The following is a 13,830-nucleotide window of genomic DNA, read 5'->3' on the forward strand; positions in this document are numbered from 1 at the left end:
TGACCCTGTGTTTGGCAACATCGGTTGGGGCGAGTTCATGATCCTCCTCGTAGCGGCTCTGGTCATCTTGGGACCTGAGCGGCTTCCTGGTGCGGTCTCCTGGGTCACGAAATCCCTGAGGCAGGTGCGCGAATATGCCTCGGGCGCTTCCAATCAGCTCAAGGAAGAACTGGGCACCGACTTCGAGGATCTGCGTAAACCACTCGCAGATCTGAACAAGCTGCGCGGAATGACGCCGCGCGCTGTGATCACCCAGCACCTCCTCGACGGTGACGACTCCATCTTCACTGGCAACTTCGACAAGAAGCCGCAGAGCGGAGTGCAGGAGCCGAAGACGCTGTCGAAGGACAAGCCACTCACTGCCGGCGAACGTCCTCCCGTGGACTTCGACGCAACCTAGATTCGACATACGAAAGGGCGCCTGCCACCGATCGGTGACAGGCGCCCTTTCGTATGACGGGGTTCTAGAGGTTGCGAACCGTGTTGATACCGAGCGACATTCCGGCCAGCCCGCGCTGACGGACGGCCAACTTGTCGGCGATGTCCTTGAGTGCGATGGCGGCGGGTGAGTCGGGGGCGCTGAGGACGATCGGTGTCCCGGCGTCGCCTGCCTCACGGACGGACGGATCCAGCGGGATCTGTCCGAGAAGCGGAACCTTGGCGCCGACGGCCTTCGTGAGGCGATCGGAGACGGTCTGCCCGCCGCCTTCGCCGAAGACGTCCATACGGGTGCCGTCGGGAAGTTCGAGCCACGACATGTTCTCGACGACGCCGGCCACACGCTGACGGGTCTGCAGGGCGATGGCGCCCGCGCGCTCGGCGACCTCGGCAGCAGCCTGCTGCGGTGTGGTGACGACCAGGATCTCGGCGCTCGGGATGAGCTGAGCCACCGAGATGGCGATGTCACCGGTGCCGGGCGGCAGATCGAGCAGCAGCACGTCCAGATCGCCCCAGAACACGTCGGCGAGGAACTGCTGGAGCGCGCGGTGAAGCATCGGTCCGCGCCAGACGACAGGTGTGTTGCCCTGGGTGAACTGCGCGATGGAGATCATCTTCACGTCGTGGGCGACGGGCGGCATGATCATGCGCTCGACCTGAGTCGGCTTGGCGTCGGTGCCGAGCATGCGGGGGATCGAGTGACCGTAGATATCTGCGTCGAGTACACCCACGGACAGTCCGCGCGCGGCCATGGCCGCCGCGAGATTGACTGTCACACTGGACTTTCCGACGCCACCCTTGCCGGAAGCCACGGCGTAGACGCGGGTGAGTGAACCCGGCTGGGCGAAGGGGATGACCGGCTCGGCGGAATCGCCGCGAAGCGACTTGCGGAGTTCGGTTCGCTGAGCGTCGTCCATGACGTCGAGTTCGACGCGGATCGCGCCGACTCCGGCGACGTCGGCGACGGCTTTGGTGACGCGTTCGGTGATCTCGGTGCGCATCGGGCAACCGGCGGTCGTGAGATAGATGCCGATGTCGACGCTGTTGTCACTGGAGAGAGTGATCCCCTTGACCATCCCCAGTTCGGTGATGGGTTTGCGGATCTCTGGGTCCAGAACTCGCGCGAGCGCTGAGCGTACGTCGGACTCGGTCAGTACAGACATGACTCCATGGTAAGTCCAGGTAGGTCAGTGGATGCGCGGCAGGTCCGATGCGGCGGGGACGATGCCGGTGGAGTACCCGAGCGACCAGGCCAGAACGTTGGCGACGTAGGCCGCGGAGTTGTTGTATCGGTGGATCGCGGACGCGACCTGGGTGACGTCCTGCATGTTCAGTCCGCCGTCGCACAGGTACTTGCCGGTGGTCAATGCGGAGTCGAAGAGGTTCTGCGGGTCGGCGATTCCGTCACCGTTGCCGTCGCCGGCGTACTGGTTCCAGGTGGACGGGATGAACTGCATCGGGCCGACTGCACGGTCGTAGACGGTGTCGCCGTCGAGGGCGCCGCCGTCGGTGTCCATGATCACGGCCTGACCGGGCAGGCTGCCGTTGAGCGGCAGGCCGATCACGGGCTTGTAGAGGTTGCCGTTCGCGTCGGCGTCCTTACCGTCGTTCGCGTGACCGGATTCGACGCGACCGATACCGGCGAGGAGCGTCCAGTGCATGTTGCAGTTGGGCTTTTCGACGGCGAGGATCCGCTCGGCGTTCTGGTAGGCGGCGACGCTCACGCTCGGGATTCCGAGTGCGCCCTCGGCCATGGAGGCGGGGAGCGGGGGAGTCGCTTGCACGGGAGCCAGCGGTGCGGGCTCCGGCGCTGCGGCGGGAGCGGGCTCGGCGATTGCTTCGACAGCGGGCAGGATCTGCGCCTGCGGTTCCTGCGTGGCAGGCGCAGCGTCGACTGTCTCGGCGGAGCTGGCGTTGAAGAACGGGACCTTGGGAGCGGCGCCGGCCGTGTTGGCTGCGGTGACGAGTCCGATAGGGATGAGTCCGGTGAGCGCGATGACCGAATTTCGACGGATGTGCGAATCTGTCTTCTTGCTGTGCCGACCCACTGTGTATGCCTCCTGAACCTCCGCGAGGAGGTTTTCCGTTCAACTGACGGAGTCGAGGCTACCTGATTTGTTGCGTTTCCGTTATTCAACCGTGATCTAGAAGGGCAGTTTGGGGCATTTGCACTGTTCTTTCGTGATTTTTAGGTTACAGAGCGGGCATGCCGGGCAGGCCCGGGAAGAACGGCACGAATGCCGGTGCGGGGGCTGGGGCGGGCTCCGGCGAGGGAGCCGGTGCCGGTGCCGGCTCAGGCGAGGGGGCGGCGGGCGGCGAAGATTCCGCGGGCGCGGCGTCGGTGGTGGCGGGTGCCGTGGCAGCCACAGCCATGCCTGGGACCGTGCACGGCAGAAGGATGCCGTCCTGCAAGGCGTCGAGGGCTGCGGGGTCCGGAAGGATCACGCACATGTCGTCGGGCCAGCGCCATCCCTCGGCCGTCAGAATCGGCCAGACGAGACCCCGTGAGGTCAGGACGGGGAGCGGGATGACCGGGCCGGGAGCTGCGTTCCGGGCGGTGTTGGGTCCCGGAGTCGGGCCGGCCGGCATTACTCCTGGCGGGATCAGTGCCTGGATCTCGGGTGAGAGCGCAGGCATGTCCGGCAGGCCCGGGAAGAGGGGAGTGGTGGTCGGGGTTGCCGTCGTCGACGCTGATTCCTTGTCGCCGGCCGCCGGATCGGTAGCCGCAGCAGCGGCGAGTACGGCCGAAGCGGCGGAGTCTGCCGAGGCGGCGGCGTTGATCGCCGAGCTGCCGGTGTTGATGCCCGAGGTGTACGGCAGCTGACCGGAAGGAATGACGCCGTTCTTGTAGGCCGTCGACCACATGATCACATTTGCTGCATATGCGGCCGAGTTGTTGTATCGCAGAACAGCTTTGGTCTCCTGGGTGACATCGCGCAGGTTGAGTCCGCCGCTGCAGAGGTACTTCGCTGCCGAGAGTGCCGCATCGAAGACGTTGTTGGGGTCCTTGATTCCGTCTCCGTTGCCGTCGCTGGCATATCCGGCCCAGGTGGCCGGAATGAACTGCATCGGCCCGACGGCGCGGTCGTGAGTGGGGTCGCCGTCGATCGCGCCCTTGTCGGTGTCTCGAATGACTTCGTTGCCGGCCAGCCGTCCGTCGAGGACAGGGCCGAGGATCGGGGTGACCGTTGTACCCACCGACGTGGTCTTGCCGCCGTTTGCGTGACCGGATTCGATGCGGCCGATGCCGGCCAGGAGATGCCAGGGGATTCCGCATCCCGGAGCCTCGGTCATCATCACCAGCTCCGCGGAGCGGTACGCGTTCAGGACGATCTCGGGGATACCCAGGGAGGTGAGGACGACAGCCGCGGCGTTAGGGGCTGCCGGGGCGCCCGCGACCGTATCGCTGGGCGGGGCAGATCTTTGCGTTCGGACCGTGCGGGGCGTCGGGAGGAAGTCGACAGAGTCCGGCTGCGCAATCGAGGCGGCGCCCGCCAGTGCGATGGGAACCTGTGACCCTCCGGTCGGTGCGCTTCCGGCAGTGAGGGCCGCTGGACCTGTGACGACGAGCAGTCCCCCCACCAGTGTGGATGCTGCAATCATTCCGCGTACTCGCACGATTCCCCTTTGCTGGCGCTCCCGCTCCGGAGTACCCACCGTGATATCCGTATTGCTGTGACTTACGTTACATATCGGTCACGGTGCGTGCAGCAAAACTCAGCGAACGCTCAGCTAGTTGTGACTTTGTTTCGCAGTATTCGAGTCACGGTGCTTCTTCTTCGGGGTCGGTTCGCCGTCGGCAGCAAGGATCGACTTGATCTCTTCGAGCTCCCGTCGCAGGTAGTCGCGGGTTGCAACCTCGCCGACGGCGATGCGCAGAGCTGCGAGTTCACGGGCGAGGAATTCGGTATCCGCCTTGGTTTGCTCGGCGCGTGAGCGATCCTCCTCGAGCGAGACCCGGTCGCGATTCTCCTGACGGTTCTGTGCCAGGAGGATCAGCGGCGCCGCGTAGGCGGCCTGGGTGGAGAAGGCCAGGTTGAGCAGGATGAACGGGTACGGGTCCCACTGCAGAGCCACCGCGAACACGTTGATCAGGATCCAGACGATCACGATGATCGTCTGGATTGCGAGATATCGCCCGGTGCCGAGGAAGCGGGCGATGCGTTCGCTGACGCGTCCGACAGCTTCGACGTCGAAATCGAGATTGAACCGGCGGCTTCCGCGCGGCGTTTCCAGTCGTTGCCGTGCGGTCGTGCTCGACGCCCGTTCGCTCATCGGAGTAGTTCCTCGTCGTCGGAGTAATCCTCACGCCAGTCTTCCGGCAGGAGGTGATCGAGCACGTCGTCGACCGTCACGGCCCCGATCAGGTGGTTCTCGTCGTCCACGACCGGCCCGCACACCAAGTTGTAGGTCGCGAAATATCGGGTGACCGACGCCAGCGAGTCGTCCGGAGCCAACCGGGGCATGTCGGTGTCGAGAAGTCCTCCCACCAGGCTGGCGGGAGGCTCGCGCAGAAGTTTCTGCAAGTGGACGCAGCCGAGATAACGCCCGGTCGGAGTCGCGGTCGGCGGACGCACGACGAAGACCATGCTCGACAGGGCCGGGGTCACGTCGTAGTTGCGGGCGCGGGCAAGAGCCTCGGCGACGGTCGTCGAGGCCGTCAGTACCACCGGTTCAGGCGTCATCAGACCGCCGGCGGTGTCCGGGGAGTGTTCGAGCAGGCGTCGAACAGGCTCGGAATCCTGCGGGTCCATCAACTGCAGTAGTGATTCGGCTTCGGTCTCGGGCAGCTCGCCCAGCAGGTCGGCGGCGTCGTCGGGATCCATTGCCTCGAGTAGATCGGCGGCACGTTCGACTTCCAGGTGCATCAGCAGATCGGTCTGATCGTCCGCCGGCAGTTCCTGGACGACGTCGGCGAGGCGTTCGTCGTCGAGTGCCACGGCCAGTTCGTGGCGGCGCTTCTCCGGCAGTTCGCGCATGGCGTTGGCCACGTCGGCGGGTCGCATCCCTTCGTACTGCAGAAGAAGGTGAGCGACGCCCTGGCCGGGGAGCGAGAGGTCGCTCTGGGTGAGGCCGGCGACGTGCTGCCAGTCGACGACGTGAATCGCCGCGCGTCGGCCGAGGCGTCCTCGATGGCCGCGAACCGCGACCTTCGAGACGACCCAGTCGCGGGTTCGCGTCGATTCGATCCCGAGGTCGACGACTATCGTGTCGGCGCCGTGAAGCTCTTCGAGTTCCGGGTCGTCCACGCGCACATGCGAATCGAGTACCTGTGCCAGAGCGAGAACCTCGCCCGGACGCTGGTTGAAGCGCCGCAGACTGACGTTGCCCGTGGTCAGGGTGACTGCACTCGGCTCGATAGCCGTCACTCGCAACATCGGGACGAAAATGCGTTTGCGCGTGAACATTTCGATCACCAGACCGAGAACTCGCGGTTGCTGGCGTCCGATGCGGACCGTGATGACGACGTCGCGCACACGACCGATCGATTCGCCGTCCGGGCCGAGGACAACCAGGCCGGCAAGCCTGGCTGCAAATACCTTGCCTGCTGCTGCCATGATTGCAAGGCTAATTCGTCCAGCGTCAAAATCTGCAACGGCGCCACCGAAAATCGAGAAGGGCAGTCCGCAAATGACTTCACGCAACCGTTCCCGTCGATCGGTATTGGCAGTTCCCGGCAGCAGTCGGAAGATGATCGACAAGGCGAAGGGATTGCCCGCCGACGAGATCTTCCTCGACCTCGAAGACGCAGTGGCGCCGCTGGCGAAGCAGGCGGCTCGCGAGTCGATCGGTGACGCGTTGGCCGAGGACGGGTGGGGCAAACAGGTCAAGGTCGTCCGGGTCAACGACTGGACCACCGAATGGACGTATGCCGACGTCGTGGAGGTGGTGGGCCGCGCCGGAGCCCATCTCGACGCCATTCTGCTGCCCAAGGTTCCCGACGCGAGTCACGTGCAGGCACTCGATTTGCTGTTGACGCAGGTCGAGAAAGCCAATGGTCTCGAGGTCGGCAGAATCGGAATCGAACCGCAGATCGAGAACGCGATCGGATTGACCAACATCGACGCGATCGCCACCGCGAGCCCCCGTGTCGAGGCGCTCGTGTTCGGTCCGGCCGATTTCATGGCGAGCCTGAACATGCGAACTCTGGTCGTCGGCGAGCAACCGGACGGCTACGACCGCGGTGATGCTTATCACCACATTTTGATGACCATCTTGATGGCCGCACGGGCACACGGAGTCCAGGCGATCGACGGGCCGTACCTGCAGATCCGCGACGTCGAGGCCTTCACTCGTTCGGCGGCGCGAACGGCAGCGCTCGGCTTCGACGGTAAATGGGTACTGCATCCCACACAGATCGAGGCGGCCAACGAGGTGTTCAGTCCGCGCCAATCCGATTACGACCGTGCGGAACTCATCTTGGACGCGTACGCATTCCACACCTCGGCCGCCGGGGGAGGGCGGGGTGCCGTCATGCTCGGCGACGAGATGATCGACGAGGCGAGTCGCAAGATGGCACTGGTGATTTCGGCCAAGGGGCGCGCCGCGGGGATGACGCGCACCTCGGAATTCACGCCACCCGAACACGCCTGACGCTCGCATAGCCGAACGAATCAGGTCTGTAAAGGGCACAATAGGGGTAGATGTACTTGCGTCATCCACGTGGATGACGTGCCCGAAAAGAGGAGCGCAGCCAGCCATGTCCAATCCGCTCGGTCAATCGTCGAATGGGTCGCGCCGTGGAGCGTTGCCGACACCGCCTTCGGGATGGCCCATCGGGTCGTACCCCACCTACGCCGAAGCACAGCGCGCAGTCGATTACCTCTCCGATCAAGAATTTCCGGTTCAGGACGTCACGATCGTCGGCGTGAATCTGATGCAGGTCGAGCGAGTCCTCGGTCGGTTGACGTGGGCCAAGGTGATCGGTGGCGGCATCGTCTCCGGTGCCTGGCTCGGTGTGTTCTTCGGCCTGGTGCTCGGAATCGTCACCGGCGGCTTCCTCGCCCCGCTGATCGCGGGCATCGTGGGCGGCATCATCTTCGGTGTCATCTCGACGACCATCCCGTACGCCGCGACGCGAGGGCAGCGGGACTTCGCCTCCACGATGCAGTTGGTCGCGGGACGCTACGACGTACTGTGCGAGCCCAAGACGGCGGAGTCGGCGCGCGACCTTCTTGCCAAGCTCGCCATCTGACATTCTTGCTCGGGCTGCCAACTTGTGTGATCTCGGTTACTTTGTGTACACACGGGCGAGGTAATACTCACTTTCCCGTGACCGTTTGCCGGACAAGGAAATAGGTCCCTTCTCCGGCAAGAGTGCCGATGTGTGGTGCGTCGGCCAGCCGTAACGACTGCGCCGTCTCGCCGCCCGAGGAGGACGGCTGTGCAGAACAAGAGATCGCGGGCGGGGCAGAACGAGAGATCGCGGGCGGGGCAGAAAAAGAAATTGAGGGTGGGCCTGCTCGGCGCGGCAGCGTTGTTGTTGGCGCCCTTGCTCAGTGCGTGTGGATCAGACAACGACGACGGGGTGGTGCTGTCCTTCTACACCGCCGCCGACGGCGCCGAGCAATATGCGGAAGCCGCCGCCAATTGTTCGGCGGCCTCGAACGGCGCGTACCGGGTCGAGCAGAAAACTCTGCCCAAGGGTGCTGACGACCAGCGACTTCAGTTGGCCCGGCGTCTGACCGGCAACGACAAGTCACTCGATCTGATGACGCTCGACGTGGTGTGGACTGCCGAATTCGCCGAAGCCGGTTGGGCATTGCCGCTTCCTGCCGACGTCGCGGCCGAGGTGAGCGACGGGACTCTCGAGGGCCCGCTGGAGTCGGCCAAGTGGCAGGACCAGCTCTACGCGGCGCCGCTGAACACAAACACCCAATTGCTCTGGTATCGAAAGGATTTGATGCCGGACGGCCAACCGCCCCAAACCTGGGATCAGATGATCGACATCTCCGAAGGTCTGGCTGCGGAGGGACGACCCAGCTGGATCGGCGTGCAGGGCAAGCAGTACGAAGGATTGATGGTCTGGTTCAACACGCTTCTCGCCAGTGCGGGCGGATCGGTGGTGGGGCCGGACGGAACCACGGTGACGGTCGCCGACGGTGATGCTGCCGAGCAGGCACTGACCGTCATGAAGCGCGTCGCCACCGCAAAGGGCGCGGATCCCTCGATTTCGCAGGGGGACGAAGCGTCGTCGCGCTTGGGCATGGAGAGCGGTAAGTCCGCCTTCCAGGTCAATTGGCCGTTCGTGCTTCCCGGCATCATGGCGAACGCCGAGAAGGGCGATCTTCCGTATATCGACGACAAGGGCAACGTCACCAGCCAGAACACCGGGAATACGGTGCTGACGGTGAACGGTGAACGGAATTTCCTTGCTGCTCCCTATCCTTCGGTGATCGAGGGCAAACCGGCGGAGGTCACGATCGGCGGCTTCAACGTCGCGGTGGCCAAGACCAGTCAGCACCCGGACCTCGCTTTCGAAGCGCTCACCTGCCTGCGTAACGAGGAGAATCAGCGCAACAACGCCGTCGCCGGCGGTGTCCCGCCGACGCTCGAGAGCCTGTACGACGATCCGGCGTTCCAGGAGGCGTACCCGGCATGGCGTGAGGTTCGCGACAGCCTGGACACCGCGTCGGTCCGGCCGGTTTCTCCTGCCTATCAGAGTATTTCGACACTCATCACTGCCACGCTCAACCCTGTGGGAAATATCGATCCGGAATCGACCGTGAACGATCTGGCCGAGCAGGTACGCAAGGCAGTCAATTCGGAGGGGCTGATTCCGTGACGATCGACAGCGAAAACTCCGGAGCTGCAACGGCAGTCGCCGACTCCTCACCGGAGCCGAAGCACTCCAAGAAGTCGAAGATGTCGGACGGAAAGGCGGCCGAGCGTCGACTCGGCCTGTGGTTGGTGGCGCCGGCCGCGATACTCATGATCGCAGTGACCGCGTATCCGGTGGTCTACGCCGTGTGGCTGAGTTTGCAGAGGTACGACCTGCGCTTCCCGGATCAACGAAAGTTCGTGTGGTTCGACAATTACGTATCGGTGCTTACCGACGGCTACTGGTGGCAGGCGTTTGCCGTGACGACGTCGATCACCGTCATCTCGGTCGTCATCGAGTTCGTCCTGGGCCTGACCATCGCGCTGGTGATGCACCGGACGATCGTGGGTAAAGGTCTCGTCCGCACCGTGGTGCTCATCCCGTACGGCATCGTCACCGTCGCTGCGGCGTACAGCTGGTACTACGCGTGGACGCCGGGAACCGGCTACCTCGCCAACCTCCTGCCAGACGGCAGTGCGCCGCTCACCGACCAGATCCCGTCGCTCGCGATCATCGTCCTCGCCGAAGTGTGGAAGACGACGCCGTTCATGGCGCTACTCCTGCTCGCCGGGTTGGCTTTGGTTCCGGACGACCTCCTCAAGGCGGCTCAGGTCGACGGCGCCGGGGCGTGGACTCGCTTGGTACGCATCATCCTTCCGCTGATGAAGCCCGCCATCCTCGTCGCACTGCTCTTCCGCACGCTCGACGCGTTCCGCATCTTCGACAACATCTACGTGCTGACAAAGGGAGCGAACGACACCGGGTCGGTGTCGATCCTGGGTTACGACAACCTGTTCAAGGCGTTCAACCTGGGCATCGGATCGGCGATCAGTGTGCTGATCTTCGTGTGTGTGGCCCTGATCGCGTTCGTCTTCATCAAACTTTTCGGTGCCTCGGCTCCCGGATCCGATACGGAAGGACGCTGACATGACCGTGACTCCCAGACTCAAGATCAGCTGGTCCGTGGTCAACCTTCTGGTCTTGTTGTACGCGTTGGTTCCTGTTCTGTGGATCGCCAGCCTGTCCTTCAAACCTGCCGGAACCATCAAGGACGGCAAGTTCATTCCGGAGAAGTGGACCCTGGACAACTACCGAGGAATCTTCGACACCAGCGCCTTCACCAGTGCACTGATCAACTCCATCGGCATCGGACTCATCTCGACGGTCATCGCCGTGGTGATCGGAACCATGGCTGCGTATGCGATTGCCCGCCTGGATTTTCCGGGCAAGAAGGTGCTCGTGGCCGTTGCCCTGCTGATCGCGATGTTCCCGCAGATTTCGTTGGTGAGCCCGCTGTTCGACATCGAACGACGGCTCGGACTCTTCGACACCTGGGCTGGACTCATCCTGCCGTACATCACCTTTGCGTTGCCGTTGGCGATCTACACACTCTCGGCGTTCTTCAAGGAGATCCCGTGGGAGCTCGAGAAGGCGGCGCAGATGGACGGCGCGACACCGGGGCAGGCGTTCCGGAAGGTGGTAGCTCCGCTTGCCGCGCCCGGCATCGTCACCGCGGGCATTCTGGTGTTCATCTTCTGCTGGAACGATCTGTTGTTCGCGATTTCGCTGACGTCGACCGAACGCTCCATCACCGCCCCTGCGGCCATCGCGAACTTCACCGGCGCTTCACAATTCGAGGAGCCCACCGGGTCCATCGCCGCGGCCGCAATGGTCATCACCATTCCGATCATCATCTTTGTTCTGTTCTTCCAACGTCGTATCGTGGCCGGGCTTACTTCCGGCGCAGTGAAGGGATAAGCCTGTGGCCGAGATCGTGCTGGACAAGGTGACCAAGCTGTACCCGGACGGAGCCAAGGCGGTCAGTGATGTCGACATCACCATCGCCGACGGAGAATTCATCATTCTCGTGGGCCCGTCCGGTTGTGGAAAATCCACGACCCTCAACATGATTGCCGGGCTGGAAGACATTTCGACCGGTGAGCTGAGGATTGCGGGTGAGCGTGTCAACGAACGCGCCCCCAAGGACCGCGACATCGCGATGGTGTTCCAGTCGTATGCGCTGTATCCGCACATGACGGTGCGCCAGAACATCGCGTTCCCACTGACATTGGCGAAGATGTCCAAGGACGAGATCAATGCCAAGGTCGACGACGCAGCGCGGGTACTGGACCTCACCCAGCATCTCGATCGAAAACCGGCGAACCTGTCCGGTGGTCAGCGTCAGCGTGTCGCGATGGGACGCGCAATCGTGCGCAGCCCGAAGGCGTTTCTCATGGATGAGCCGCTTTCCAACCTGGACGCCAAACTGCGCGTGCAGATGAGGACGGAGATCGCCCGCCTACAGCAGCGACTCGGTACGACAACGATTTACGTGACCCACGACCAGACCGAGGCGATGACGCTCGGCGATCGGGTAGTCGTGCTGCGCGGCGGCATTGTGCAACAGATCGGTGCGCCGCAGGAACTCTACGATCGTCCGAACAATCTGTTCGTCGCGGGGTTCATCGGGTCCCCGTCCATGAACTTCTTCCCCGGGCAGTTGACTGCCGAGGGTGTGAGCACGCCGATCGGTGACGTTCGCCTACCAGCGGCGGCGCAGGCGAAGATTTCGGGCAGTGGATCGGGTAAAGACGTGGTGGTCGGGATCAGGCCGGAACATTTCGAGGATGTCGCACTGGTCGATGCAGCGCAGGCGCCGCACGGCGGTACGTTCACCGTCGACGTGGACGTGTTGGAGTCGATGGGTTCGGACAAGTACGCGTATTTCCTTGCCGGTGGTCCTGCCGTCAATTCTCGTGAACTCGAGGAACTCGCCGCAGATTCGGGAACGGCCGTCGCTGGTGGCGGCCAACTGGTTGCCAGGCTCTCGTCCGAGTCCACGGTGGCCCAGGGCAGGTCGATCCATCTGTGGTTCGACCCCGCCAAGATCGCGGTCTTCGACGGCGGTACGGGAGCCAACCTGCTGCTGTGAACCTCTACCCGGGCAAGGTGACCGAATACGTCGCGGCCCAGGGCAGCGGTACCTGTTCCGGGCCGGGTGCGGCGTCGGTCGGCTCGGGCAGGGGAATCAGCAGGCCGAACTGTTCGTGATGGGTGGTGGCCGGGGCGGCTTGTGCTGTCCCGGCCACCACGGCGATCGGCGTCGCGGCCAGGGCGCCGGCGACGGCAAAACGAGTGGCGATGCGACGCTTACCTGCTCGGGTCCGAATCATGCTCTCTCCTGAAATAGCTGTGTGGGGGTGAACCTGCCATTCACGGTATTGCGGGTTGATTGTGAAATCTCGTGTGCGAAGCTCATTCACAGGGAACTGGGATGGGTGGCACAGGAGGACACATGAACGGATCCTCGGTACGAACCGAACACCTGCCCGGCGGCCCGGACCTCGAACGGATACTGCGCGAACACGCATACCGTGGTGCGTACCTCCAGTTGGCGGTGCGCGGCGCTCTGGTGCTGTTCATCGCCCTGACATTGATATTCGTCCCGCCCATGAACGACGCGGGATGGTGTTTTGCCATTCTGGGCGCGTACGCCCTCTGGTCGGCAGCGGTGGCTTTGTGGATCCGCAGGGGCGGCACCGGCCCGGTGACGATGATCTGGCTCGGGTTGTTCGTCGACCTCGCTGTGCTCGCGACTCTGACACTGCTGACCGGCCTCGCCGCCGAGCAGAGTTGGACCGCCGACATCTTGAGCAACGGGCTCTTCGTCATTCCGGTTCTGGCTTGTACACAACTGCGAACCGACGTGTGTGTCGGCGTCGTCGCCTGCACGATCGGTGTGTTCTTTGCTTCCAGTTGGGCAACGATGACTTCGAACTCCGAGCCGTGGCCATCGATTCTGTTGAGCACCATGGCCTTGGTCGGAGTGGGAGCCGGCGCCGTCGGATTGACTCGGATTCAGAGATCACGCGTGCTGACCATCGGACAACTCGTCGGGCATCGCACGAGCCTTCTTGCCGAGCTCATGGGGCTCGAGCAGCGTGAGCGCACGGAACTGTCGGAGCAATTGCACGACGGGGCGCTGCAGTACGTCCTCGCGGCGCGGATGGATCTCGACGAATTGGCAGACAGCGCGGAGCCTGTCGCCCTGGCGCGAGCCGCGAAAGCGCTCGGTGAAGCGACAACGCTGTTGAGATCCTCCGTCTCGGAGTTGCATCCCACTGTCCTTGTTCACGTGGGTCTTGCCCGCGCAATCGGGGACCTCGCGCGATCGGCGCAGGGACGCGGCGGAGTAGTGGTCGACGTCGACACTTCGGGCTGGAACGACGATCTGCGCACGTCCGCGGACGACGTCCTGTTCGGCGCCGCACGAGAGCTGCTGGCCAACGTCGTCAAACATGCCGGTGCGCACAATGTTCGGATCGAGCTCGCACGACTGGACCACCGTGCGGTGCTGGTGGTCTCGGACGACGGCCGGGGGATCAGCGCCGATCGGATTGCCGAACGACGGGCCGCCGGCCACATAGGGCTGCTCTCGCACGAGTTGCGGGTGGTTGCCGCGGGTGGCTCGTTCTCGGTCGGGCCGGGTGAAGAGTCCGGAACCCACGCGCGAGTTGAGATACCGTTCCAGATCGTCACCGAATCCGACCACGATCGCTGAGGAGTTGTCG

At 63.8% G+C, this 13,830-nt stretch carries 14 protein-coding genes; 8 read left to right on the forward strand and 6 right to left on the reverse strand.

The window, feature by feature from the left end; genetic code table 11:
• Positions 1-7 precede the first annotated feature (7 nt).
• Positions 8-400 (forward strand): Sec-independent protein translocase protein TatB, encoded by a 393-nt coding sequence (tatB, locus tag ACFT1A_RS23985; RefSeq protein ID WP_003945177.1) that lies wholly within the window; start codon positions 8-10, stop codon positions 398-400.
• A gap of 64 nt (positions 401-464) precedes the next feature.
• On the opposite strand, the gene ACFT1A_RS23990 is transcribed toward tatB, so the two are convergent.
• The 5 genes from ACFT1A_RS23990 to ACFT1A_RS24010 all read right to left on the reverse strand — a co-directional run bounded on the left by ACFT1A_RS23990 (position 465) and on the right by ACFT1A_RS24010 (position 5,996).
• Complete coding sequence (locus ACFT1A_RS23990) at positions 465-1,601, reverse strand: Mrp/NBP35 family ATP-binding protein (protein ID WP_095972904.1); 1,137 nt, start codon at positions 1,599-1,601, stop codon at positions 465-467.
• 24 nt (positions 1,602-1,625) lie between these two features.
• Positions 1,626-2,486 (reverse strand): lytic transglycosylase domain-containing protein, encoded by an 861-nt coding sequence (locus ACFT1A_RS23995; protein ID WP_378449048.1) that lies wholly within the window; start codon positions 2,484-2,486, stop codon positions 1,626-1,628.
• 145 nt (positions 2,487-2,631) lie between these two features.
• Positions 2,632-4,095: a lytic transglycosylase domain-containing protein gene (locus ACFT1A_RS24000; protein ID WP_378449049.1), complete on the reverse strand. Its 1,464-nt coding sequence runs from the start codon at positions 4,093-4,095 to the stop codon at positions 2,632-2,634.
• A gap of 75 nt (positions 4,096-4,170) precedes the next feature.
• Positions 4,171-4,713 (reverse strand): DUF1003 domain-containing protein, encoded by a 543-nt coding sequence (locus ACFT1A_RS24005; protein ID WP_003945067.1) that lies wholly within the window; start codon positions 4,711-4,713, stop codon positions 4,171-4,173.
• Entirely contained in the window at positions 4,710-5,996 is a 1,287-nt protein-coding gene (locus ACFT1A_RS24010; protein WP_230817403.1) for a magnesium transporter MgtE N-terminal domain-containing protein, read from the reverse strand. The genes ACFT1A_RS24005 and ACFT1A_RS24010 overlap by 4 nt, the downstream gene beginning before the upstream one ends.
• A 73-nt stretch (positions 5,997-6,069) precedes the next feature.
• On the opposite strand from ACFT1A_RS24010, the gene ACFT1A_RS24015 reads away from it, so the two are divergent.
• From ACFT1A_RS24015 to ACFT1A_RS24040, 6 genes are all read left to right on the forward strand, one after another.
• Positions 6,070-7,032, forward strand: a complete 963-nt coding sequence (locus ACFT1A_RS24015; RefSeq protein WP_003945087.1) for a CoA ester lyase — start codon at positions 6,070-6,072, stop codon at positions 7,030-7,032.
• A gap of 106 nt (positions 7,033-7,138) precedes the next feature.
• On the forward strand, positions 7,139-7,633 hold the full coding sequence (locus ACFT1A_RS24020) for a general stress protein (protein ID WP_003945065.1): 495 nt from the start codon (positions 7,139-7,141) through the stop codon (positions 7,631-7,633).
• Between the two features lie 252 nt (positions 7,634-7,885).
• Positions 7,886-9,223 carry an ABC transporter substrate-binding protein gene (locus tag ACFT1A_RS24025; RefSeq protein WP_378449103.1) on the forward strand — a complete coding sequence of 446 codons (1,338 nt, stop codon included), beginning with the start codon at positions 7,886-7,888 and terminating at the stop codon, positions 9,221-9,223.
• An 80-nt stretch (positions 9,224-9,303) separates the two neighbouring features.
• Positions 9,304-10,185 (forward strand): carbohydrate ABC transporter permease, encoded by an 882-nt coding sequence (locus tag ACFT1A_RS24030; RefSeq protein WP_214885765.1) that lies wholly within the window; start codon positions 9,304-9,306, stop codon positions 10,183-10,185.
• 1 nt (position 10,186) lies between these two features.
• Positions 10,187-11,017 carry a carbohydrate ABC transporter permease gene (locus ACFT1A_RS24035; RefSeq protein WP_378449050.1) on the forward strand — a complete coding sequence of 277 codons (831 nt, stop codon included), beginning with the start codon at positions 10,187-10,189 and terminating at the stop codon, positions 11,015-11,017.
• Between the two features lie 4 nt (positions 11,018-11,021).
• The gene (locus ACFT1A_RS24040; protein ID WP_378449051.1) at positions 11,022-12,191 is read left to right on the forward strand and encodes an ABC transporter ATP-binding protein; all 1,170 of its coding nucleotides are present in this window, start codon (positions 11,022-11,024) and stop codon (positions 12,189-12,191) included.
• Between the two features lie 4 nt (positions 12,192-12,195).
• On the opposite strand, the gene ACFT1A_RS24045 is transcribed toward ACFT1A_RS24040, so the two are convergent.
• A complete protein-coding gene (locus tag ACFT1A_RS24045; RefSeq protein ID WP_378449052.1) occupies positions 12,196-12,432 on the reverse strand; it encodes a hypothetical protein in 237 nt (78 codons plus the stop codon).
• Between the two features lie 122 nt (positions 12,433-12,554).
• Here ACFT1A_RS24045 and ACFT1A_RS24050 point away from each other — a divergent pair, with 122 nt between their 5' ends.
• Positions 12,555-13,820 carry a sensor histidine kinase gene (locus tag ACFT1A_RS24050; protein ID WP_378449053.1) on the forward strand — a complete coding sequence of 422 codons (1,266 nt, stop codon included), beginning with the start codon at positions 12,555-12,557 and terminating at the stop codon, positions 13,818-13,820.
• Positions 13,821-13,830: the final 10 nt, after the last annotated feature.

Source organism: Rhodococcus sp. NPDC057135 (genome assembly GCF_042670865.1).
In the GTDB taxonomy this organism is placed as follows: Bacteria; Actinomycetota; Actinomycetes; order Mycobacteriales; family Mycobacteriaceae; genus Rhodococcus_F.

Excerpts from the sequence above, each read along its gene's own strand:
- ACFT1A_RS23990 (WP_095972904.1), bottom strand. The coding sequence starts at position 1,601 with ATGTCTGTACTGACCGAGTCCGACGTACGCTCAGCGCTCGCGCGAGTT.
- ACFT1A_RS24005 (WP_003945067.1), bottom strand. The coding sequence starts at position 4,713 with ATGAGCGAACGGGCGTCGAGCACGACCGCACGGCAACGACTGGAAACG.
- ACFT1A_RS24010 (WP_230817403.1), bottom strand. The coding sequence starts at position 5,996 with ATGGCAGCAGCAGGCAAGGTATTTGCAGCCAGGCTTGCCGGCCTGGTT.
- ACFT1A_RS24015 (WP_003945087.1), top strand. The coding sequence starts at position 6,070 with ATGACTTCACGCAACCGTTCCCGTCGATCGGTATTGGCAGTTCCCGGC.
- ACFT1A_RS24020 (WP_003945065.1), top strand. The coding sequence starts at position 7,139 with ATGTCCAATCCGCTCGGTCAATCGTCGAATGGGTCGCGCCGTGGAGCG.
- ACFT1A_RS24030 (WP_214885765.1), top strand. The coding sequence starts at position 9,304 with ATGTCGGACGGAAAGGCGGCCGAGCGTCGACTCGGCCTGTGGTTGGTG.
- ACFT1A_RS24035 (WP_378449050.1), top strand. The coding sequence starts at position 10,187 with ATGACCGTGACTCCCAGACTCAAGATCAGCTGGTCCGTGGTCAACCTT.
- ACFT1A_RS24045 (WP_378449052.1), bottom strand. The coding sequence starts at position 12,432 with ATGATTCGGACCCGAGCAGGTAAGCGTCGCATCGCCACTCGTTTTGCC.
- ACFT1A_RS24050 (WP_378449053.1), top strand. The coding sequence starts at position 12,555 with ATGAACGGATCCTCGGTACGAACCGAACACCTGCCCGGCGGCCCGGAC.